The sequence below is a fragment of the Streptomyces sp. HNM0575 genome, assembly GCF_012726265.1.
Lineage (GTDB): Bacteria > Actinomycetota > Actinomycetes > Streptomycetales > Streptomycetaceae > Streptomyces.
In genome coordinates, this window is record NZ_JAASAG010000003.1 from 526,893 (window position 1) to 548,362 (window position 21,470).

The 21,470-nt window shown below is 71.5% G+C and carries 19 protein-coding genes; 11 read left to right on the plus strand and 8 right to left on the minus strand.

Annotation, left to right across the window (positions count from 1 at the left end; translation table 11 throughout):
- Window positions 1-44: 44 nt before the first annotated feature.
- Together HCC61_RS30620 and HCC61_RS10275 are read right to left on the minus strand one after the other, a co-directional pair.
- A complete protein-coding gene (locus HCC61_RS30620; RefSeq protein WP_240968756.1) occupies window positions 45-434 on the minus strand; it encodes a hypothetical protein in 390 nt (129 codons plus the stop codon).
- Window positions 435-437: 3 nt separating this feature from the next.
- Entirely contained in the window at window positions 438-596 is a 159-nt protein-coding gene (locus HCC61_RS10275; RefSeq protein ID WP_169134981.1) for a hypothetical protein, read from the minus strand.
- A gap of 190 nt (window positions 597-786) precedes the next feature.
- Here HCC61_RS10275 and HCC61_RS10280 point away from each other — a divergent pair, with 190 nt between their 5' ends.
- The gene (locus HCC61_RS10280; protein ID WP_169134982.1) at window positions 787-1,431 is read left to right on the plus strand and encodes a TetR family transcriptional regulator; all 645 of its coding nucleotides are present in this window, start codon (window positions 787-789) and stop codon (window positions 1,429-1,431) included.
- 185 nt (window positions 1,432-1,616) lie between these two features.
- Here the strand turns inward: HCC61_RS10280 and HCC61_RS10285 are convergent, their stop codons facing one another.
- Window positions 1,617-3,389: a serine/threonine-protein kinase gene (locus HCC61_RS10285; protein WP_346777117.1), complete on the minus strand. Its 1,773-nt coding sequence runs from the start codon at window positions 3,387-3,389 to the stop codon at window positions 1,617-1,619.
- 157 nt (window positions 3,390-3,546) lie between these two features.
- Complete coding sequence (ligD, locus tag HCC61_RS10290) at window positions 3,547-4,560, minus strand: non-homologous end-joining DNA ligase (protein WP_169134984.1); 1,014 nt, start codon at window positions 4,558-4,560, stop codon at window positions 3,547-3,549.
- Window positions 4,561-4,667: 107 nt separating this feature from the next.
- On the opposite strand from ligD, the gene HCC61_RS10295 reads away from it, so the two are divergent.
- Together HCC61_RS10295 and HCC61_RS10300 are read left to right on the plus strand one after the other, a co-directional pair.
- Window positions 4,668-5,753, plus strand: a complete 1,086-nt coding sequence (locus HCC61_RS10295; protein ID WP_169134985.1) for an ATP-dependent DNA ligase — start codon at window positions 4,668-4,670, stop codon at window positions 5,751-5,753.
- 141 nt (window positions 5,754-5,894) lie between these two features.
- Window positions 5,895-6,476 carry a DoxX family protein gene (locus HCC61_RS10300; protein ID WP_240968757.1) on the plus strand — a complete coding sequence of 194 codons (582 nt, stop codon included), beginning with the start codon at window positions 5,895-5,897 and terminating at the stop codon, window positions 6,474-6,476.
- A gap of 64 nt (window positions 6,477-6,540) precedes the next feature.
- Here HCC61_RS10300 and trxA read toward each other — a convergent pair whose 3' ends face one another.
- Window positions 6,541-6,939: a thioredoxin gene (gene trxA, locus HCC61_RS10305; RefSeq protein ID WP_169134986.1), complete on the minus strand. Its 399-nt coding sequence runs from the start codon at window positions 6,937-6,939 to the stop codon at window positions 6,541-6,543.
- A gap of 396 nt (window positions 6,940-7,335) precedes the next feature.
- Between trxA and HCC61_RS10310 the strand changes: the two genes are divergently transcribed.
- From HCC61_RS10310 to HCC61_RS10320, 3 genes are all read left to right on the plus strand, one after another.
- Window positions 7,336-7,854: a lytic polysaccharide monooxygenase auxiliary activity family 9 protein gene (locus HCC61_RS10310; RefSeq protein WP_169134987.1), complete on the plus strand. Its 519-nt coding sequence runs from the start codon at window positions 7,336-7,338 to the stop codon at window positions 7,852-7,854.
- A gap of 226 nt (window positions 7,855-8,080) precedes the next feature.
- The gene (locus tag HCC61_RS10315) at window positions 8,081-9,154 is read left to right on the plus strand and encodes an LLM class flavin-dependent oxidoreductase (RefSeq protein WP_169134988.1); all 1,074 of its coding nucleotides are present in this window, start codon (window positions 8,081-8,083) and stop codon (window positions 9,152-9,154) included.
- Between the two features lie 112 nt (window positions 9,155-9,266).
- Window positions 9,267-11,435, plus strand: coding sequence for a neutral/alkaline ceramidase (locus HCC61_RS10320; protein WP_240968758.1), 2,169 nt, complete (start codon window positions 9,267-9,269; stop codon window positions 11,433-11,435).
- A 42-nt stretch (window positions 11,436-11,477) separates the two neighbouring features.
- Here the strand turns inward: HCC61_RS10320 and HCC61_RS10325 are convergent, their stop codons facing one another.
- A complete protein-coding gene (locus HCC61_RS10325; RefSeq protein ID WP_240968759.1) occupies window positions 11,478-12,773 on the minus strand; it encodes a S1 family peptidase in 1,296 nt (431 codons plus the stop codon).
- A 374-nt stretch (window positions 12,774-13,147) separates the two neighbouring features.
- Here HCC61_RS10325 and HCC61_RS10330 point away from each other — a divergent pair, with 374 nt between their 5' ends.
- Window positions 13,148-13,726 carry an LPXTG cell wall anchor domain-containing protein gene (locus tag HCC61_RS10330; protein ID WP_169134989.1) on the plus strand — a complete coding sequence of 193 codons (579 nt, stop codon included), beginning with the start codon at window positions 13,148-13,150 and terminating at the stop codon, window positions 13,724-13,726.
- Between the two features lie 211 nt (window positions 13,727-13,937).
- On the opposite strand, the gene HCC61_RS10335 is transcribed toward HCC61_RS10330, so the two are convergent.
- Together HCC61_RS10335 and HCC61_RS10340 are read right to left on the minus strand one after the other, a co-directional pair.
- Window positions 13,938-15,176 carry an acetyl-CoA C-acetyltransferase gene (locus HCC61_RS10335; RefSeq protein ID WP_169134990.1) on the minus strand — a complete coding sequence of 413 codons (1,239 nt, stop codon included), beginning with the start codon at window positions 15,174-15,176 and terminating at the stop codon, window positions 13,938-13,940.
- Between the two features lie 211 nt (window positions 15,177-15,387).
- Window positions 15,388-16,329, minus strand: a complete 942-nt coding sequence (locus tag HCC61_RS10340) for a LysR family transcriptional regulator (RefSeq protein ID WP_169134991.1) — start codon at window positions 16,327-16,329, stop codon at window positions 15,388-15,390.
- Window positions 16,330-16,601: 272 nt separating this feature from the next.
- Here HCC61_RS10340 and HCC61_RS10345 point away from each other — a divergent pair, with 272 nt between their 5' ends.
- From HCC61_RS10345 to HCC61_RS10360, 4 genes are all read left to right on the plus strand, one after another.
- On the plus strand, window positions 16,602-17,519 hold the full coding sequence (locus HCC61_RS10345; protein WP_169135250.1) for a CoA transferase subunit A: 918 nt from the start codon (window positions 16,602-16,604) through the stop codon (window positions 17,517-17,519).
- A gap of 166 nt (window positions 17,520-17,685) precedes the next feature.
- Window positions 17,686-18,456, plus strand: a complete 771-nt coding sequence (locus HCC61_RS10350) for a CoA-transferase (RefSeq protein ID WP_169134992.1) — start codon at window positions 17,686-17,688, stop codon at window positions 18,454-18,456.
- A 125-nt stretch (window positions 18,457-18,581) separates the two neighbouring features.
- Window positions 18,582-20,228 (plus strand): 3-hydroxyacyl-CoA dehydrogenase NAD-binding domain-containing protein, encoded by a 1,647-nt coding sequence (locus tag HCC61_RS10355; RefSeq protein ID WP_169134993.1) that lies wholly within the window; start codon window positions 18,582-18,584, stop codon window positions 20,226-20,228.
- Window positions 20,225-21,385, plus strand: coding sequence for an acyl-CoA dehydrogenase family protein (locus tag HCC61_RS10360; protein ID WP_169134994.1), 1,161 nt, complete (start codon window positions 20,225-20,227; stop codon window positions 21,383-21,385). The genes HCC61_RS10355 and HCC61_RS10360 overlap by 4 nt, the downstream gene beginning before the upstream one ends.
- Window positions 21,386-21,470 lie beyond the last annotated feature (85 nt).

The window sequence follows — 21,470 nt, forward strand, 5'->3', positions numbered from 1 at the left end:
CCTCCGGCAGCTCCCTCGGTCCGGTGGCCTCCGAGCGCGGCCGGTCAGCCGGTGATGCTCCAGGAGAAGGTCTGGTCGGCCGCGGTGACGGCGGCGAGGACGACGAGGTCCGCGGCGCCGAGCGTCAGCCCGAGTACGGCGCGTCCACGGCGCGTCGTACCGCGCGCCAGCGACAGCCCGGCGAGCACCAGGGCGCACGGGCCGAGCAGGAGATTGAAGACGAGGAGCCCGGCCAGGCCCATCAGGAACGAGGCGACGGCCATGCCGTCGGCGTCCCGCACGCGTGCGGCGAAGGCGGCGCGCGGCGCGCGGTTCTCGCCGGTCACGCCGGGGGCCTCGGTGCCGGAGGCCGCGGCGGGGCCGGTGCCGTTGTCTGCGTCCTGGCCGTGCGGCCGCGAAGTGCCGGGCCGGACAAGGGTGTTGATGGCGTTCATGGGTCAGCTCCCTGCACGGTGGTGCTTGCGCTCACGGACGGCGAAGACCAGCAGCCAGGCGCCGATGGCGGCGGCTGCGGCGAGTGTCGCCGGGAGGGGGATGTGCGCCGCGGTGCCCACCAGGAATCCCAGCAGGAGGAACGCGGCAACGATGAAGAGCATGTGTGGCCTTTCGTTTGAAGGACCGGGTCGTTTGAAGGACCGGGTCGTTTGAAGGACCGAGTTGTTCGGAGGAGGAAGGCCGCGGTGTGCCTCTGCCTCCTCAGGTCTCAGTGAACAAGTGGGATTACAACTGTTCACTGAGAACAGACTACCTTGGCGGAGAGCCGCGAACACCTGTTTACTGAATGACATGAGCCACACCCCTGCACCACCGGAGACCGCCCGCGAGGCCCAGAAGGCAAAGACCCGCCGCGCGTTGCTCGACGCGGGGCTGAGGCTGCTGGAGCACCAGAGCCTCAGCAGCCTCGGACTGCGCGAGGTGACCCGCGTCGTGGGAGTGGCGCCCGCCGCCTTCTACCGTCACTTCAGAGACATGGGCGATCTGGGTGTCGCCCTCGTCGAGGAGTCGCTCGGCAGCCTCCACGGAGTCGTACGGGAGATCCTCGCCGGCCCCGCCGACGAGGACGCCCGCATCGACCGCACCGTCACCGTCATCGCCCGCTACGTGCGCGAGCACCCCATGCACATCCGCTTCGTCGTACGGGAGCGCCACGGCGGCGTCCCGGCCGTACGGGCCGCCATAGGCGAGGAGTTGGACCGTTTCGCGGGCGAGGTGGCGGACGCGCTGACGGCCGACGAGGTCTCCGACGGCTGGAGCGCGCAGGACATGCGGATGCTCGGTGAACTCTTCGTCGACCACATGGTGATGACCGCGTCGGCGTTCCTGGACGCCACGCTCGGCGAGGGCCCGGACGAGACGAGCGTCGCCGGCACGGCACGCCGCCAGCTCCAGCTCATCAGCCTCGGCCGCAGGCACTGGCAGGCCGGAGACTGACCGGCGTGCGGCGTGCGGCGTGCGGCGCGCGGCGTGCGGAGTGCGGCGCCCGGTGCCCGGTGCCCGCGGCGCGACGAGGCGGACGCCGGCGGAGGTGAGTCCCCCCAAGTCGCCCGGTACGGCTGCAAGTCACCCGTAACGGCCGCCGCCCGGAACGGCGGCCGTCCACCCGGTACGGCCGCCCGTCAGCCTCTCGGGGCGGTGCGGAAGGTCTTCACCGCCATGTCGAAGTGCCGCTTCGCCTTGGCCCAGTCGGCGTCCGGCGCCGAGAGGTAGAGGGCGTAGTGCCGCCCGCCCTCCTTGCCGAAGCCGAGGTCGACGGCGTGGTACATCCGGGCACGGCCCTGCCACGTGTACTCCCAGATCGCCGCCTTGCGGCCCTGGTAAGTCGTGGCGTTCATGCGGAGGTTGCGGTAGCCGGGGGACTTCGCCCGTACCTCGGGCTCCAGTTGGCGCCAGTGTTTCAGCGGACTTCCGCCGGCGAAGTCCAGCACGCTGAACTTCAGGTCCGTACGCCGCGTGGGACCGAGGTAGTCGACCTGCTGTCCGCCGGGCGCCGCCTGCCGTAGCCAGCCCTTGGGCACGTCGACCGAGAAGCCGAGTGCGTCCTTGACGCGGTGATAGCCGTCGGCGACGGGCGGACGGGGCGGTGGACGCGTATGCGACGGGCCCCCGGAGTGGGAGGCGGAGGGGCCCGGCTTGCCCGGACCCTGGCCGCCGCCCCGCTCTTGCGTCAGCCACCACGCGCCGCCCGTGACGGCCGCGAGGGCCACCACGGCGAACGCGGCCCAGGCGGCGGCACGCCGGCCGCGCCGCCGCGCGGGCGGAGGGGCGCCGGGCGTGGGCGCGGTCCCCGGCGCGGAAGGCGAAGCCGGGCCGTGTCCGTTCGCCGTTCCCGGCCCCTGCGGGTGGTGAGGCCCCTGCGGGCGGTGGGGATCCTGCGGGCCGTCGGCCATCGGGGGCGGCGAATCCTGCCCGGTGCCTTGCCCCGTCCGCGCCTGCCCACCGGCCTGTCCACCGCCGTGCCCGTTGCCACGCCCGTTCCTGTGCCCGTTCCCGTGTCCATGTCCGTTTTCCGGCCCGCCCCACGGAGGCGCGGACGGCAGCGCCAGCGTGCCGGCGGCGCCCGCCAGCCACTCCGCGGCCTGCTCCAGCGTCAGACGGTCCTGCGCGTCCTTGCGCAGCAGACCGTCGATCAACTCGCCCAGCGCACCGGCCCGTTCCATCGGACGGGGCGGCTCGCTCGCCGTCGCGTACGCCGTCTCCACCCATGTGCTCCTGCGGAACGGCGCGACGCCCTCGACCGCCTCGTAGAGCGTGGCGCCAAGTGCCCACGCGTCCGCCGCGGGCCCGGACTCGCCGCCCTGCATCCGTTCCGGCGCCGCGTAGTTGATGGAGCCGACGAACTCGCCGGTGCGGGTGAGCGTCGTCGTACCGGAGGCGGCGGCGATGCCGAAGTCCGTGAGCACGATGCGCTCTCCGTCCTCCGACAGCAGCACGTTGGCGGGCTTCACATCGCGGTGGAGCACGCCCGCGGCGTGAGCGGCACGCAGCGCCGAGGCCATCGCCGCTCCCGTACGGGCCGCCGCTTCGGGCGCCAACGGCCCGTCCTCACCCAGCACATCGCTCAGGGAACGCGAGCGCACGTACTCCATGACGATGCACGGCAGCCCGTCGTCCTCGACCACGTCGTGCACGACGATGACGCCGGGGTGGCTTATCCGTGCGGCGCTGCGCGCCTCGCGTCGCGTGCGCTCGTACAACCGCGCTCGCTCGTCGTCCTCCAGGTGCGGCGGCACATGCAGCTTCTTCACCGCGACGCGGCGGTCCAGCAGTGCGTCGTCCGCAAGCCACACCGTGCCCATGCCCCCGCGGCCGAGCTGCCGTGAGAGCCGGTACCTCCCCGCCAGCAGCCGGTCCTCGTCGGTCACCTCGAACTCCCGGTCCCCCTCGTACACCCGTTTCAGAGGTGAACCCTAGCCGCCCGCGCCGGAGTTGTGACCGTGGAGTACCAGCGGGGGGCGCAGTACCGGGCCGCGGCGGGGTTCGCAGCCGGCCGGGAGCCGGGCCCGGGACCGGCCCGGCTCCCGGCCGACCTCCGGCCTCTCCTCGGGGTCAGGCCCCGGTGCGCTTCGCTCTGCTCGGCTGCACACGCTTGGGCTCGCCCTTCACCTTCGGGTGCTCGGGCGGATAGGGGAGGTCGCCGAGGCCGTGCTCGCGCTCGTCCCTGTCGGCGAGTTCGAGCACGGCCTCCAGGCGGCACGGGTGGGCGTCCATCTCCGCGTGTACGTCGCCGACTTCGGCGTACCGCAGCGGCATCGTCACCACGTCGAAGTCGTCGGGATGCGCCCGGTCCAGCTCCTCCCAGCGCAGCGGCGCCGACACGGTGGCCCGCTGATTGGGACGTACGGAGTAGGCGCTGGCGATGGTGCGGTCCCGCGCCGTCTGGTTGTAGTCGACGAAGATGCGATCGCCGCGCTCCTCCTTCCACCACGCGGTGGTGACACGGGACGGGTCGCGGCGCTCCAGCTCCCGGCCGACGGCGATGGCCGCACGCCGTACCTGGGCGAAGTTCCACTCGGGGACGATGGGCACGAACACGTGCAGCCCGCGCCCGCCCGATGTCTTCGGCCAGCCCCGCAGCCCCAACTCCTCCAGCAGCGGCCTCAGTTGCTGTGCGGCCCGCACGGCGTCCGCGTAGTCCGTGCCCGGCTGCGGGTCGAGGTCGATGCGCAGCTCGTCGGGGTGGTCGGTGTCGGCGCGGCGCACGGGCCAGGGGTGGAAGGTCAGACAGCCGAGATTCGCCGCCCACAGCACCGCCGCGGGCTCCGTGGGGCAGATCTCGTCGGCGTACCGTCCGCTGGGGAAGCTGATGCGCGCGGTAGGAATCCACTCGGGGAGGTTCTTCGGCGCCCGCTTCTGGAAGAAGGACTCGCCGCCGACACCCTCCGGATAGCGCTCCAGCGTCGTGGGCCGCTCGTGCAGTGCGCGGGCGATGCCGTCCCCGACGCTCAGGTAGTAGCGGGCGACGTCGAGCTTGGTGAGCCCGCGCTCCGGGAAGTAGATCTTGTCCGGGCTGGACAGCCGTACCTGCCGCCCGCCGACCGTCAGCTCCACCGCCTCACCCATGCCGCCACGCTATGCGGGCGTGCGCCGCACCGCCTCCCGACGGCAGGTAAAGCTTCGGGGAGCGGAGAGAACAGGCGCACGCGCCCGCACCCGAATAGAGTTCCGGCATGGACCTGCCGGTGATGCCGCCCGTCAAGCCGATGCTCGCCAAGCTCGCGTCGAAGATCCCGGCGGGCATGCAGTACGAGGCCAAGTGGGACGGCTTCCGCGCCATCGTCTTCCGCGACGGCGACGAGACCGAGATCGGCAGCCGTACGGGCAAGTCCCTCAAGCGCTACTTCCCCGAGCTGGTCACGGCGCTGCTCGCGAACCTGCCGGAGCGCTGCGTGGTGGACGGCGAGATCGTCCTCGCCAGGGACGACCGGCTCGACTTCGACGCCCTCCAGCAGCGCATCCACCCCGCGGACTCACGCGTACGGATGCTCGCGGAGGAGACGCCCGCGTCCTTCGTCGCCTTCGACCTGCTCGCGCTCGGCGACGACTCCCTCCTGGAGACCCCGCTGGGGGAGCGCCGCGACATCCTCGAACGCGCCCTGCGCCCCGCACGCGACCCGGTCTTCGTGGCTCCCGCGACGACCGACATCGAGCTGGCCAGGCAGTGGTTCGACGAGTTCGAGGGCGCCGGCCTCGACGGCCTGGTGGCCAAGGCCCCGAACCTGCCGTACCGGCCGGACGAACGGCTCATGGTGAAGATCAAGCACGAGCGCACCGCGGACTGCGTGCTCGCCGGACTGCGCCCGCACAAGAGCGGCGAGGGCGTCGGCTCGCTGCTGCTCGGCATGTACGACGACTCCGGCACCCTTCAGCACGTCGGCGTGTGCGCCGCGTTCACCATGAACCGCCGCCGCGAGCTGATGGCCGAACTGGAGCCGCTGCGCATGTCCGACCCCGAGCAGCATCCGTGGGCGCGCTGGCAGAGCGAGGAGGCCCATACGCAGAGCCGGATGCCGGGGGCGCCGAGCCGCTGGACCGGCACGAAGGACCTGTCGTGGGTGCCGCTCCGCCCGGAGCGCGTCTGCGAGGTGGCGTACGACCACATGGAAGGCGACCGCTTCCGGCACACGACCCGTTTCCGGCGCTGGCGCACGGACCGCGACCCGCGCGGATGCACCTACGCGCAGCTCGAAGAGCCCGTCAGTTACGACCTGTCCCGCATGCTGACCGAGTCTCCCCGATCCCCCGAGACCGCCTAGCCGCCGACCGGTACCGGTTCGCCCGGCTCCGCCATCTCACCGTTCCCGAGGCCCCCGCGCCCCGGGGTTCCCGGAGTTCCCATAGTTCCCGGATCTCCCAGAGTCCTCTGACCCTCTTCAGCACGTGAGAAGGGAAGACGCATGGGCCACACGATGTTCTGCGGCAGACGCCACCGCCACAGCCACCGCGTTCACAGCACCCGGCACGACCTCGGACTCCTCGCGCTGCGCCTCGGCACCGGAGGCGTGCTCTTCGCGCACGGCACGCAGAAGCTCTTCGGCTGGTTCGGCGGCTACGGCCTGGAAGGGACCGGCAAGGCCATGGAACAGCTCGGCTTCCGGCCCGGGACCCGCGTGGCGCTCGCCTCGGGCCTGGGCGAGGCGGGCGGCGGGACGCTGCTCGCCATGGGCCTGGCGACGCCGGGGGCGGGTGCCGCCGTGGCGGCCGCGATGGCCGGGGCCGCCTCGGTCCATGTGCCGGCAGGCTTCTTCAATGACAAGGGAGGGCTGGAGTTTCCGGCGTTCCTGGGATTCGCCGGTGCGGCCCTGGCCCTCTCCGGTCCGGGCGCCTGGTCGCTCGACCATCTGCTGGGGCACAGGACGAACCGGCCGTGGATGCTGCCCGTGACCTTCGCGGGTGCGGCCGCCGCCGCGGCGTTCGTCATCACCCGGCGCCTGGCCGTCCAGCGGGAGCAGCAGGGAGAGGGCTCCGGGGCGCAGTGACCGCGGCGGCCGGCACAGCCCCGATCCGGCTCAGCCGCGGAGACCGCCCCGGCCGCCTCGCCTCTCAGCCGGGCTGACCCGCCCCGCCGTTCTGGCCGGACTGTTCCTCCGGGGTGCCGGCGGACTCGCGCACCTCGTCCATGTCCAGGCCGCGTGCCTGGCCGATCAGGTCCTCCAGGGCGGCCTCGGGCAGCGCACCCGGCTGGGAGAAGACGACGATGCGGTCCCGCACGATCGTCAGCGTGGGGATCGACTGGACCTCGAACGCCGCGGCCAGCTCCTGCTCGGCCTCGGTGTCCACCTTCGCGAAAGTCAGATCCGAGTGGCGCTCGGCAGCCGCCTCGTAGACCGGCGCGAACTGCCGGCACGGACCGCACCAGTCCGCCCAGAAGTCGATCAGCACGAAGCCGTCGTCCGCGACGACATCGTCGAAGTTGTCCTTGGTGAGCTCCGTGGTGCTCATGTGCTCTCCTGCTGTTGAGGACGGTGTCGGACCGTGAACGGCCCTCGTCGGCCCGACGGGTGTGCTGATGCCGGGAACCCCGGGTCGCGTTCCCACCGTCGCGCGCTGCGTAAACCGCTCGTCCGGCCCCGATGTTCCGCAAGCGCTGTCATCAATCACTCCCGACATCTTGACCGGGAAGAGACAATCGGTAAGGTCTAGACTAATGGCGAGCGTGAACGGGTCCCCCAGCTCGAAGCCGTCAGAAATTCCCCCGCGGCTGGTACTCGCCGCTGGCGGGCGTGCATTCACATCGCCCCGCGTTTCAAGCAGGCCGTCGTCGATGGTGTGCGGCACGCGTGTGCGTGCCCTCCCCTCCTCGCCGCTCGCCGGCGGCCGGACCGTGAAGGAGTTGGCATGCACTTCAAGCGAAAGCTCGCGGCGAGCCTCGGGGCGGGTATCGCTCCGCTACTCGTGCTGACGCTGCCGGCCTCACCGGCCAGCGCGCACGGATACGTCGACTCGCCGCCGAGCAGGCAGGCCCAGTGCGCCGCGGGCACCGTCGAGTGCGGGGACATCAAGTACGAGCCGCAGAGCGTCGAGGGCCCCAAGGGGCTGACGAGTTGCAGCGGCGGCAACCAGAAGTTCTCCGAGCTGGACGACGACAGCAAGGGCTGGACGGTCACGCCGGTCGGCAAGTCCACGGAGTTCAAGTGGCACCTGACGGCCCGTCATTCGACGAGCACCTGGCAGTACTTCGTCGGCGGCTCGAAGGTCGCGGAGTTCGACGACGGAGGCGCGCAGCCCGGCGAGACCGTCACGCACCAGGTCGACTTCGGCGGTCTGAGCGGCAAGCAGAAGGTGCTCGCCGTCTGGAACATCGCCGACACCGCCAACGCGTTCTACGCCTGCATCGACGTGAACATCGGGGGCTGACGGACAGCTGCTTCGTCCGCTCCGCACGCTGCGCCGCCGGAGGTCACCTCCGGCGGCGCCGTCGCGTCCGTGCCCGACCTACCGCGATCCGGTCCGCGACCTGGCGTCTCGTGCCGCGCTCTCCCCGCGCGTGACCAGGGAGAAGGCGGCGTGGGAGACTGTCGGCGAATGTAGTTCAAAAGTGAACTAGTAGTCGCCTGCCGCAGCGCACGAGAGGGTGAGAGTGGTGCAGTTCGGGATCTTCACCGTCGGGGACGTCACGACGGATCCCACCGACGGCCGCACGCCGAGCGAGCACGAGCGGATCAAGTCGATGGTCGCCATCGCGCTGAAGGCCGAGGAGGTCGGACTCGACGTCTTCGCCACCGGCGAGCATCACAACCCGCCGTTCGTGCCGTCGTCGCCGACGACCATGCTCGGGCACATCGCGGCACGCACCGAGCGCCTCGTCCTGTCCACCTCGACGACGCTGATCACCACGAACGACCCGGTGAAGATCGCCGAGGACTTCGCGATGCTCCAGCACCTGGCCGACGGGCGGGTCGACCTGATGCTGGGACGGGGCAACACCGCGCCCGTCTATCCCTGGTTCGGGCAGGACATCCGTCAGGGCATCCCGCTCGCCGTCGAGAACTACGCGCTGCTGCACGCGCTTTGGCGCGAGGACGTCGTCGACTGGGCGGGCCGCTTCCGCACCCCGTTGCAGGGCTTCACCTCCACACCGCGCCCGCTGGACGGTGTGCCACCGTTCGTCTGGCACGGCTCCATCCGCAGCCCCGAGATCGCCGAGCAGGCCGCGTACTACGGCGACGGCTTCTTCGCGAACAACATCTTCTGGCCCAAGGAGCACTTCATGAAGCTCATCGGGCTCTACCGCGAGCGCTTCGCCCACCACGGGCACGGCACCCCGGAGCAGGCGCTCGTCGGCCTCGGCGGCCAGGTGTTCATGCGGAGGAACTCCCAGGACGCCGTACGGGAGTTCAGGCCGTACTTCGACAACGCACCGGTGTACGGGGGCGGGCCCACGCTGGAGGAGTTCACCGAGCAGACGCCGCTGACCGTCGGCAGCCCGCAGGAGGTCGTCGACAAGACGCTCACCTTCCGCGAGTCCTTCGGCGACTACCAGCGGCAGCTGTTCCTCATGGACCACGCCGGGCTGCCGCTGAAGACCGTTCTGGAGCAGCTGGACATGCTCGGGGAGGAGGTCGTGCCCGTGCTGCGCAAGGAGTTCGACGCGCTCCGGGCCCCCGGGGTGCCCGATGCGCCGACGCACGCGTCGCTGCTCGCGCAACGCGGCTGAGGCGCCCGGGAATTGGTTCCGACCAATCCCCGCACGCGCATTGTGAGCCGGGTCACGGAGTGACATGCTCGACGGGCAGTTACCGGGAAGTAGCCCGACCGAGGAGCACCCGTTGAGTAGCACCCACCCCCACACCCCGCCGTCCGCCGCCGGAACACCGGAGGAGGACGGCCAGGCTCCGGCCGCCACCACGGCCACCCCCGCATCCCCGGCACGGGGCCCGAACAGCAGCAGGCGCAACGTACTTCGCGCGGGCGCCGCGCTGACGGGACTCGGCCTGGCGGGCATCACGCCGAGCGCGCAGGCGGCGCGCGCCGCAGGGCCCACGTCCGCCGCCGCGCCGGCGGCCGGCTATCTCGTCGGCCGCGGCGTCTCCGACGCCACCGGCGAGATAGCCGAGGTCGGAATGATGGGCTACGGCCGCATCGACCAGCAGGCACAGGGACTCCATACCCGCCTGCGCGCCCGCGGGTTCGTCTTCGCCGACCGGGAGACGGACGAGCGCGTCCTGCTCGTCGTCGTCGACAGCGCCATGATCTTCGAGAGCGTGCACCAGGCCGTGCTCAAGAGACTCGGCGAGAAGTACGGCGACCTCTACACGCACCGCAACGTGATGATCGCCGCCACCCACACCCACTGCGGGCCCGGCGGCTCCTCGCACCACCTGCTCTACAACCTCACCACGTTCGGCTTCCACAAGAAGACGTTCGAGGCCATGGCGGACGGCATCACCGAGGCCGCCACCCGCGCGCACGAAGACCTCGCGCCCTCCGAACTCACCCTCACCCACGCGGAGTTGAAGAACACCAACGCCAACAGGTCCCGGGAGGCCTTCGAGCGCAACCCGGCGGAGCTGCGGTCCCACTTCCCCGACGCCGTCGACAAGCAGAGCACCCTGCTGCGCATCGAGCGGGACGGCCGCGCGGCGGGAGCCGTCAACTGGTTCCCCGTGCACGGCACGAGCATGTCCGGCGACAACAAGCTGATCAGCGCGGACAACAAGGGGTACGCCGCGTACCACTGGGAGCGGGAGGTCGAGGGCGGGGACTATCTCGCCGACGAGCCGCCCGGCTTCGTCTCCGCGTTCGCTCAGACCAACTCGGGCGACATGTCCCCGAACCTGGATCTCAAACCGCCGACGACGCCCGCCGACTTCGACAGCACCCGCAAGTCCGGTCTGCGGCAGTACGAGGCCGCGGCCGGCCAACTCGACCAGCGCGGCACGAAGATGAGCGGCGGAGTCGACTCCCGGCTCGTCTACATCGACCTCTCCGACGTGACCGTCGACGCGAAGTACACCGGCGACGGCAAGCAGCACAAGACGTCCAAGCCCGCGATCGGCGCGTCGATGGCCGCCGGAAGCCTGGAGGACGGCCCGGCCTTCCCCGGCTTCGACGAGGGCGAGAACCCGCTCTGGGACAAGATCTCGGACTCCGTGATCTACGAGGCGTCACCCGAACTGCGCGAGGCGCAGGCGCCGAAGGGCATCTTCGTGCCGATCGGGGAGATGAACGCGATCTACCCGTGGGTCCAGGAGCAGGTGCCCGTGCAGCTGCTGCGCATCGGACAGCTCTATCTGGTGGGCGTGCCCGGCGAGGTGACGGTGTGCGCGGGCCTGCGGCTGCGCCGTACCGTCGCGGAGACGGTCGGGGCCGACGTGCGGGACGTCCTCGTCGCCGGCTACGCCAACTCCTACTTCCACTACCTCACGACGCCCGACGAGTACGACTCGCAGCAGTACGAGGGCGGAAGCACCCTCTTCGGGCGCTGGCAGCTTCCGGCGATCCAGCAGACGGCGGACCGGCTCGCACGCGCCATGCGGGACGGCGAGAGCCTGCCGATCGGGCCCGTCGCCCCCGACATCTCCGACAAGACGATCTCGCTCCAGCCGGGGATCGTGCTCGACGCGCCGCCCATCTCGCACGAGTTCGGGGACGTGCTCACCGCGCCGCGCGCCAACTACCGGCCGGGGGAGCGGGTGACGGTGGTCTTCGCGGGTGCCCACCCCGGCAACGTGCTGCACCGGAACGGGACTTACCTGCGGATCGAGCAGCACAAGGACGGTGAATGGCGCACCGTCGCCGACGACGGCGACTGGTCGACGACCTTCCACTGGGAGCGGTACGGCGTCGCCGCCTCGAAGGTGACCGTCACCTGGGACATCCCCGACGGGACGGCCTCCGGTGACTACCGGATCACCTACGAGGGCGAAGCGAAACCGGTCGCGGGCGCCCCGAAGGCCATCTCCGGCAACAGCTCCGGATTCACCGTGAGCGGTTGACGGGACGGCCGACGGGACGCCCGCGGGGCGGCCGGACGGCGGTCAGGGCAGCAGCTGCTGCTCCTGTTCCTGCTGCTGCCCGGCCTCCCCGCCGCCGCCGTCGCCGATCTGGGCACCGGTGGCCTTGAGCGCGTCGGTGACCGGCTGGAAGAAGGTCTCACCGCCCTGCGTGCAGTCGCCGCTGCCGCCGGAGGTCAGGCCCACGGCCTTGTCCTCGGAGAACATCGCGCCGCCGCTGTCGCCGGGTTCGGCGCAGACGTCCGTCTGGATCAGGCCGTTGACGACGTCGCCGCCGCCGTAGTTCACCGTGGCGTCGAGGCCGGTGACCTCGCCGTCCGTCACGCCCGAAGTGCTGCCGCTGCGTTGCACCTTCATGCCCACGGCGGCCTCGGCGGCACCGGTGATCTCCTGCGTGCCGCCCTGGCCCGCGCCGAGCGGGTCGAGGTTCACGGCGCTGGGCGCCTCGGCCTGCGGGTCGTCCAGCGTGGCGATGGCGAAGTCGGTCTCCGGGAACTTCGAGTCCTGGATGGTGCCGAGGGCCTGCGCACCGGCCTCGTCGGACGTCCAGCTCTTCGCCTCGTTGCCGCAGTGGCCCGCGGTGAGGAAGCCGGGCTTACCGTCCACCTGGACGTTGAAGCCGAGCGAACAGCGGACGCCGTCTGCGAAGATGGCGTCGCCGCCCGCCACGCCTCCCGCGGCGGCCTGGTCGCTCGCGCCGGCGCCGTTGCCCGCGCCCTGCTCGCCCGCGTCGCTCTGGCTCGCGCCGTTGCCGTTGCCGTTGCCGTTGCGGGAGTTCATGCCCGCACCCGGGTTGCCGTGCAGCCTCTTGAACTCGCCCTTGGAGCGCTTGACCGTCATCATGCCGCTCATGGTGTCGGCGGTCTTGTTCAGCGAGGCCCACTCGCCGCTGTCGACGGTGCTGTCGGCCAGCACGGAGACCTTGTTCGTACGGGGGTTGACGGACCACGCCGTACCGGCCATCGAAGCCCCGCCGGCCAGGGTGTCGCTGACCTTCTTCAGCTCGGCCTTGGAGTTCTGCACCATTCTGGCCTGGGCGCCGCTCTGCTCGACGCGCTTCGCGGTCTCCTCGTCGAGCACGTTCATCACCAGCCGCTTGGACTTGCTGTCGATGAACCAGCCCGCCGTGCCGGACCCGTTGGCGTCCGCGAGCTTCGTCCCCATCGCGGCGGCGGTCTTCGCGCTCATGGTGCGCGGAGCGACCTGCTCCTGCTGCCCCGCGTTCGCGTACGGCAGCACGATGGCAGCTGTCGCCAGTGCCGCGACGCCCGAGCCGGCTATCACGTACGCCCGCGTCTTGTCCTTGCGTCGATGGCTCAACTCACTGACCTCCCTGGGTGGTGGACCGGCGCCTCGTTGCCGGCTCGGCGCAGTGGCACGCCATGGTTTCTCCACAGTTTCTCGCGCATGTGCGTGCGTAGTTGAGAGCGCTCAATGTCCGTGACTTTCCACCGCCGCAGACCCGGAAGCGGTAGGGTCAGCGGGTTCCAGCGGGAACGGGCGGGCAGCCACCGGACCGCACGGGGGAGCGCCTCACAGCGCATCGCATCACACGCCACCACGCCTGAACTGCCCCTATCTCAGGGCCCATTGGGTCACGGGGGCCGGGCGCGACCAGTGATGCACCGGGGAGTACCGTGCTGTCCTCGCACGACATCCGCTCTGCACCACTTCTTCACCTTCAGAGGGAGACCATGACCGCTATACGCCAGAGATGGCACCGCTCCGCCGCCGTCGCCACCGGTGCTGCCGCTCTCCTCGGCACGGGGATGTTCGTCGCTTCTCCCGCCTCGGCGCACACGCCGGGCTGGGAGGCGGACTGCTACACGACGAGCATCCACCTGGAGAACTACAACGACCAGGTCACGAACACCGTCAAGATCACCGCGGGCGATAAGACCCTGGTGGACGAGAAGTTCGGCCGTGCCTTCGACAAGAAGGTCGATCTGCCGAAGCACACCTCGCCGCTCGACCTGCACCTGGTCATCAAGGCCGGTGACGACGACAAGTTCTCCCGCGACGAGCACAAGCAGTCGCCGGTGTGCGAGGAGTCCCCGTCTCCCTCGCCCTCGCCCAGCGACAGCAGCGAAGCCCCGGCGCCGTCCGAGAAGCCCAGCAGCGCCGCGCCCGCTCCCAACGGCGGAGGCGACGACCTCGCCGAGACGGGTGCCTCCAGCGCCACCCCGATGATCGCCGGCGCTGCCGGTGTCGTCCTGGTCGCGGGTGCCGGCCTCGTCGTGGTCGCGCGCAAGCGCCGCTCCGCGCAGGACTGAGCCCGCCCGTAGCGCGCTCTTCACGCACAGCAGGTCGAGGGCCCGTCGGCGAAGTGACCGCCGCCGGGCCCTCGTTGTGCGTACGGAGTACGGACGCGGGTGCCGGACACCGCACCCCGCGGCGCGGTCCGGCACCGCCGCGCCGGATCCGTTCGTCCGGTCCGCCGGATCCGTTCGTCCGGTCCGCCGGATCCGTTCGTCCGGCCCGCGCTCAGTCCACCACGCGCTCGAAGACGGCGGCCAGGCCCTGCCCGCCGCCGATGCACATCGTCTCCAGCCCGTACCGTGCCTGCGTGCGGCGCATGTGGTGCGCCAGCGTCGTGAGGATGCGGGCACCGGTCGCGCCGACCGGGTGGCCCAGTGAGACGCCGGAGCCGCAGACGTTGATCCGTTCCTCGTGGTCCTTCTCCGTCCAGCCCAACTCCCTTGTACAGGCGAGGACTTGAGCGGCGAACGCCTCGTTCAACTCGATCAGGTCCAGGTCGGACGAGGAGAGCCCGGCGCGCTCCAGGGCGGTACGGGTGGCGCCGACCGGGCCGATGCCCATGGTCTTCGCCGGCACGCCCGCGCGCGCGAAGGAGACCAGCCGCACCAGCGGTTCCAGACCGAGGCGTTCGGCTGTGGCGGCGGTGGTGACCAGGCACGCCGCTGCGGCGTCGTTCTGTCCGCTGGCGTTGCCCGCGGTGACCGTCGCCTCCGGGTCGGACTTGCCCATCACCGGGCGCAGCGCGGCCAGTTGCTCCGCCGTGGTGTCCGGCCGCGGGTGCTCGTCGACGGAGACGGTCGTCTCGCCCTTACGGTCCCGCACCGTGACGGGCACGATCTCCTCCGCGAACCAGCCCTCCTCCATCGCGCGGGCGGCACGCTGCTGCGAGCGCAGCGCGAGGGCGTCCTGATCGGCGCGGGAGACGCCGTACTCGCGGCGCAGGTTCTCCGCGGTCTCGATCATGCCGCCGGGTACGGGATGGTGCTCGCCGCCCGCCGTGACACGGCCGCGCGCGAGGGAGTCGTGGAGCTGGAGGCCGGGGCCCTTGATGCCCCAGCGGCCCTCGTGCGTGTAGTACGGCGCCGCGCTCATCACGTCGACGCCGCCCGCGATCACGATCTCGCTGAAGCCGGCCCGTATCTGCATCGCCGCGTCCAGTACCGCCTGGAGGCCGGAGCCGCAGCGCCGGTCGGTCTGGATGCCCGTCACCGTCTCCGGGAGGCCGGCGTCCAGCGCCGCCACGCGCCCGATGGCCGGAGCCTCCGAGCTGGGGTAGGCGTGGCCGAGGATCACCTCGTCGACCTGCGAGCCGTCGACGCCGCTGCGTGCGACGACCTCGGCGATGACGCGTGCCGCCAGCGCGGCGGGCCGCTGTCCGGCCAGGGAGCCGCCGAAGCGCCCGATGGGGGTGCGCAGCGGCCGGCAGACGACGACATCGCTCGGGGACGGCGAAGAGGCAGACATGGGAAGGGCCTTCCTGGCTGACCGGCGCGCGGCTCTCGGGTCTCGGGTCTTGGGCGGTGGGTCTCGGGTCTTCGGTGGTGGCGGGTCCGGCGGTCGCGGAGGGGCGGGCCGTGGGGCCCTGGTCCGTGACGCTGACGTACGTTACGACCCTTCCACCGCGCACTTTTCCGGTCCAATATCCGGTTCGCCTCGCACTGATACGTGCACGCACTCAATCGGCACCGGACTCGGAATCGGCGCCGGACTCGGGATCCGCGCCGGACTCGGGTGCGGGCAGCGCCTCCGCCGCGACCTCCAGGACGCTGTGAAGTGCCGCCGACGGGTTGTCCGTACGCCAGGCCAGCGCCGCCTGAAGCAGCACGGGCGGCCCGGCCAGCGGCCGGTAGACCAGGCCCGTCTGCTGGATGTGCATGCAGGAGGTGAGCGTGAGGGTCACCCCGACGCCCATCGCCACCAGCGCCAGGATCGTGTACGAGTCGGGAGCCTCCTGAACGATCCGCGGGTGGTATCCGGCCCGCTCGCACGTCTCCAGCGTCACGTCGCGCAGGCTGGACCCGGTGCGCGCGGGAAAGCTGACGAACGGCTCCTCCGCGAGGTCGCGTACGTCGATCCGCTCGTGGCGGGCCAGCCGGTGGTCGGAGGGGAGCACGCACACCAGCTCCTCCTCGCCGATCACCCGGTGCTCCACGCCCGGCAGATCCGCGGGCAGCCGTACGAATCCCAGGTCCAGCGAGCCGTCGGCGACGCGCGCCAGCGCACGGTTCGCATAGGTCTGGCCGAGCATCACCAGCTCGATGCCGGGGTGCGCCGCGCGTACGGCACGGGTGAGGCGGGGGAGGCTGGCGTGGCTCGATGCCCCCGCGAAGCCGACGGTGACCCGTCCGTACTCGCCGCGTCCGGCGGCCTTGGCGACACGGGTGGCGATGTCGAGGTCCTCCAGGACGGTGCGCACGGGCTTGAGGAAGGCCTCGCCGGCGCTGGTCAGCCGCACCGAGCGGGTGCTGCGCTCGAAGAGCTGCACGCCGAGCTCCTTCTCCAGCTGCCGGATCTGCTGGCTCAGCGGCGGCTGTGCCATCTGGAGCCGCTTGGCGGCTCGGCCGAAGTGCAGTTCCTCGGCGACGGCGACGAAGGAGGAGAGATACCGCAGTTCCACGTCGGGCAGTGATCCCTTCAGGCGGCCCGGGAGCAGCCTGGCGGCAGGTCCGGGCTCGATTACTTATCAGCTACGCGTCTCAAACTGACCTTAATTCGGTATTGGACGCCAATCAATGGGGGGTGGGAGCGTGGTCCCGGACCCTGCCCCCGCCGGGGCGAGCGAGCCCGGACGAGCCGCACCGAGGAGCTGGCGAGATGGCCGTGGAGAGCGCGACCGGTACGAGCGATGCGCCGCGTACGACGGACAGGACACGTGCGAGCGACAAGACGATGACGATGCGGGAGGCCGTCGCCGCGCACGTACGCGACGGCGACACCGTCTCCCTCGAAGGCTTCACGCACCTCATCCCGACCGCCGCCGGACACGAGATCATCCGCCAGGGCCGCCGGGACCTGACGGTGATCCGCATGACCGCCGACATCGTCGTCGACCAGATGCTCGCCGCGGGGTGTGTCTCCCGGCTGGTCTCCTCCTTCGTCGGCAACTCCTCGGCCGGTTCGCTCGGCGAACTGCGCCGCCGGGTCGAGCACGCGGACCCGGAGCCGCTCGCCTTCGAGGAGTACAGCCACTACGGGATGATCTGCCGCTACATGGCCGGTGCCCAGCGGCTGCCCTTCTATCCGCTGCGCAGCTACGGCGGCAGCGACCTGCCGGACGTCAACCCCGCGCTGCGCAAGGTCACTTCGCCCTATCCCGGTCCGGACGGCGAGCCCGAGGAGATCTACGTCGTGCCGCCCGTCAACCCGGACGTGACGATCGTGCACGCACAGCGCGCCGACCGCTCCGGCAACACCCAGGTGTGGGGCCTGACCGGCGTGCAGGCCGAGGCCGTGTACGCCGCCCGCAAGGCCGTCGTGGTCGTCGAGGAGGTCGTCGAGGACGAGGTCGTACGCTCCGACCCGAACCGCACCCTCATCCCCGCGCACGCCGTGGACGCCGTCGTCGTGTGCCCGCGCGGCGCGCACCCCTCCTTCGCGCAGGGCTACTACGACCGTGACAACGCCTTCTACCGCGCCTGGTCGGGCATCAGCAAGGACAAGGAACGGCTGACCGCGTGGCTCGACGAGTGGGTGCACGGCACCGGTGACCACGCCGAGTACGTGGCCAAGCTCGGCGAGGAGTTCTGGGACGGGCTCGCCGTCGGCGAGGCGATGAGCCTCCCGGTGAACTACGGGCGGCGGCTGTGAGCGGCGGTCGCGCGCGGGCGCCGCGCTCCACACACGTAGCGGGCCGGATGCGCGGCAGTCTCCATTACGTCCGCGGCCTGCCCCGCACAGCCGGCAGCACGGAGGCCGGAAGCCCCGAAGCCGCGACCGTGGAAGCCGAGAGCATGGAAGTGGAAGTGAGCCGCTGATGGCCGCAGAGACCGTGACCTCCTCCGAGCTGCTCTCCGTCGTCGCGTCCCGTGAACTGGCGGGCAGGCACGCGGTGTTCGCCGGTATCGGGCTGCCCACGCTGGCCGCCTCGCTCGCGCATCTCACCGTCGCGCCGGACCTGGAGATCGTCTACGAGTCCGGAGTGTGCGGCGCCCATCCCTCGCATCTCCCGGAGACCATCGCCGACGCCGTGCTCATCACCGGTGCCGAGGCGGTGATACCGATGCCGACGCTCTTCGGATCCGTGCTCCAGGGAGGCCATATCGACGTCGGCTTCCTCGGTGCCGCACAGATCGACAAGTGGGGAAACCTCAACTCGTCCGTCATCGGCGACGACTGGCACCGTCCCAAGACGCGGCTGCCGGGATCGGGCGGCGCGAACGAGGTCATGGCGAACTCCGCCGAGGTCTTCGTCGTCATGCGCCGTCACGACCTGCGCTCCTTCACCGAAGAGCTCGACTTCTGCACCTCCCCGGGCCCCGACCGCGCCCTCGCGGACGGCATCCGGCCGCTGGGAGCCGGAGTCACCCGCGTCATCACGGAGTTGGGCATCCTGGCTCGCGAAGGCGTGGGCGAGGAGCTGAAGCTGGCCGCCCTTCATCCGGGGGTCACCGTCGAGGACGTGAAGGCCAACACGGGCTGGGAGCTGAGGACTTCGGGCGACCTGAGCGTGATCGAGCGGCCCAGCGACGCCGAACTGGCCCTGCTGCGCGAGGATGTGGATCCCGAGCGCGTCTATCTGCGCTGACCGCCGGTGCGGCGCCGCGGAAGGCCGGGAGGCCGGAGAGCCAGGAGGCCGGAGAGCCGGAGGACCGGAAAGCCGGGAGGCACGCGGTGCGGGCGACCGGGGGAGAGGCTGGAGAGGACACGCGCATGCGCATCAGAATCGTCGGTACGGGAGTGATGGGACGCGGCGTCGCCCAGTGGGCGGCCACCGCGGGTCACACCGTCGAACTCGCCGACGCCCGCGAGGAGTCGGTCGCCGAAGCCGTCGGCTTCGTGACGGGCATGCTCGACCGTGCCGTGCAGAAGGGGCGCATGAGCCGGGCCGAGGCCGACGCCGCCCGCGCGCGGCTGGTGCCGCTGACCTCGCCGTTCGCCGCGCCCGAGGACCCGGGCTCCGCTCCGGGCGTCGTGATCGAGGCCGTGAGGGAGGACCTGGAGACCAAGGCCGCCGTCTTCACGGAACTGGAGAAGGTGCTGCCCGCGGCGACCGTCTTCGCCACCAACACCTCCTCCCTCTCCGTCACCGAGATCGGTGCACGCCTCGCCGACCCGTCCCGCCTCGCCGGGCTCCACTTCTTCAACCCCGTACCGCTGATGAAGATCGCGGAGGTCGTGCCGGGAGCGGCGACCCGCGAGGACGTCCCCGGCCTCCTCACCGGCCTCGTCGAGGGGTGCGGGCACCGGGCGGTCACCGTCGCCGACACCCCCGGCTTCCTCGTCAACCACGCGGGCCGCGGCCTGGTCACCGAGGCGCTGGCGCTGCTGGAGGGGTCCGTCGCCGCGCCGGCGGACCTCGACGCCGTCGCACGTGACGTACTCGGCCTGCGCATGGGCCCGTTCGAGCTGATGGACCTCACGGGACTCGACGTCACCGCGTCCGTCATCGACACCGTCTGGCGCGGCTTCCGCCACTCCGAACGGCTGCGGCCCTCGTACCTGACCGCGAACCGCGTGGCCGCCGGACTGTACGGCCGCAAGAGCGGACGCGGCTTCTACCCCTACGGCCCCGACGCGCCCGCGGACGCCGCCGCACCGTCGCCGGCGCCCGGCGGAGGCGACGCCGCCCGCCCGGTGACGGTCGCGGGAGAGGGCCCGTACGCCGACGCCGTGCGCGCGCTGCTCGGTCCACCTCCCGGGACGGAGAGGACGGAGAGGACGGAGACCGGGGCCGGGAACGGCGCGGACACGGCGGACACGGCGGACACGGTGGACGCGGGGCGCGGTCCGGACGCCGAGCCGGTGCTGTTCGTGCCCACCTGGGGCGGCACCGTCGCGGACGCGGTCGCGCGGCAGGGCCTGCCCGCTGCCCGTACCGTCGGCGTCGACCCGCTCTCCGTGGCGGCCGGCCGCCGGTTCGTGCTCGCCGTGACACCGGCCACCAGCGCCGACGTGGTACGGGACGCGGCAGCGGTCCTCGCGGCCCGCGGCGCACCCGTCACCGTCGTACGGGACACCGCGGGCTCCGTCGCGCAGCGTCTGCTCGCGTCGATCGTCTCCGTCGCGGCGTCCATCGCCGAGCGGCACATCGCCTCACCCGGGGACATCGACCTGGCGGTCACCGCCGGTCTGGGCTATCCGTACGGGCCGCTGGCCTGGGGCGAACGGGTGGGCGCCGCCCGGCTGCTGGAGCTCCAGCGGGCGCTGCTCGCCGCCACCGGCGACCCCCGCTACCGGCCCACGCGCTGGATCACCGAGCGCGCACAGCTGGGTCTGCCGCTGACCGCCCCCGACAGTCCGCTCCCCGGCGCCGGGGGCGGCGGCACGGGCAGCACCGACCAGGAGAACTCCCCATGACCACCCGGGACTTCGGGCTCACCGAGACGCAGCGCGACATCCGCGCCATGGCTGCCGACTTCGTCGACGCGGAGATCGCACCGCACGCCCGCGAATGGGACCGCGCCGAGGCCGTCGACCCGGGCGTGGTCCAACGCCTCGGCGAACTGGGCTTCCTGGGCCTGACGCTTCCCGAGCGCTACGGCGGGGTCGAGGCCGACTTCCTCTCCTACGCACTGGTCACCGAGGAGCTGGGGCGCGGCGACTCGGCGGTGCGCGGCATCGTCTCGGTGTCGCTGGGCCTGGTGACCAAGACCATCGCCGCGCACGGCAGCGAAGCCCAACGTGCCGAGTGGATACCGAGGTTGGCGAGCGGTGAGGCCCTGGGGTGCTTCGCGCTGACCGAGCCCGGCACCGGTTCCGACGCGGGTTCGCTCAGCACGCGCGCCACCCGGGACGGCGGCGACTGGATCATCGACGGCGCCAAGATGTTCATCACCAACGGCACGGTCGCCGACGTGGCGCTGACCTTCGCCCGTACCGGCGAGGACGGCATCACCGCGTTCCTCGTGCCCACCGGCGCACCCGGCCTGACCGCCACTCCCGTACACGGCAAGCTGGGCCTGCGCGGTCAGGCCACCGCCGAACTCGCCTTCGAGGGCGTACGGGTGCCGGACTCCGCCCGCCTCGGCGAGACCGGCCGCGGACTGGGCATCGCGCTCGGGGCGCTCTCCCGCGGCCGGGTCTCCGTGGCCGCCGGCGCGGTGGGCCTCGCACAGGGCGCGCTCGACGCGGCGGTCCGATACGCCACGCAGCGCGAGCAGTTCGGCAGGCCGGTCGCGTCCTTCCAGCTCGTACAGGAGCTGCTGGCCGACTCTGAGGTGGACATCCGGGCGGCCCGGCTGCTGACGCATCAGGTGGCGCGGATGGCCGACGCGGGCATGTCGCCGAAGCAGTACGCGACGGATGCGTCCATCGCCAAATACCACGCGAGCGAGGCCGCCGTGCGGGTCTCGAACAATTGCCTGCAAACCTTCGGGGGTTACGGCTTCATAGACGAGTACCCCGCCGGCAAATACCTGCGAGACGCACGGGTGCTCACTCTCTACGAGGGCACCAGCCAGGTCCAGAAACTGATCATCGGCCGTGCTCTGACCGGTCTCGACGCGATGACGTGACAGGCGCCGCCGTGCGCTGCGCTTCCGGCCGGAACACGCGCTGTTTGAAAACGCCCTCGGTGAGAAGGTGTGTCGTCGGCGACCG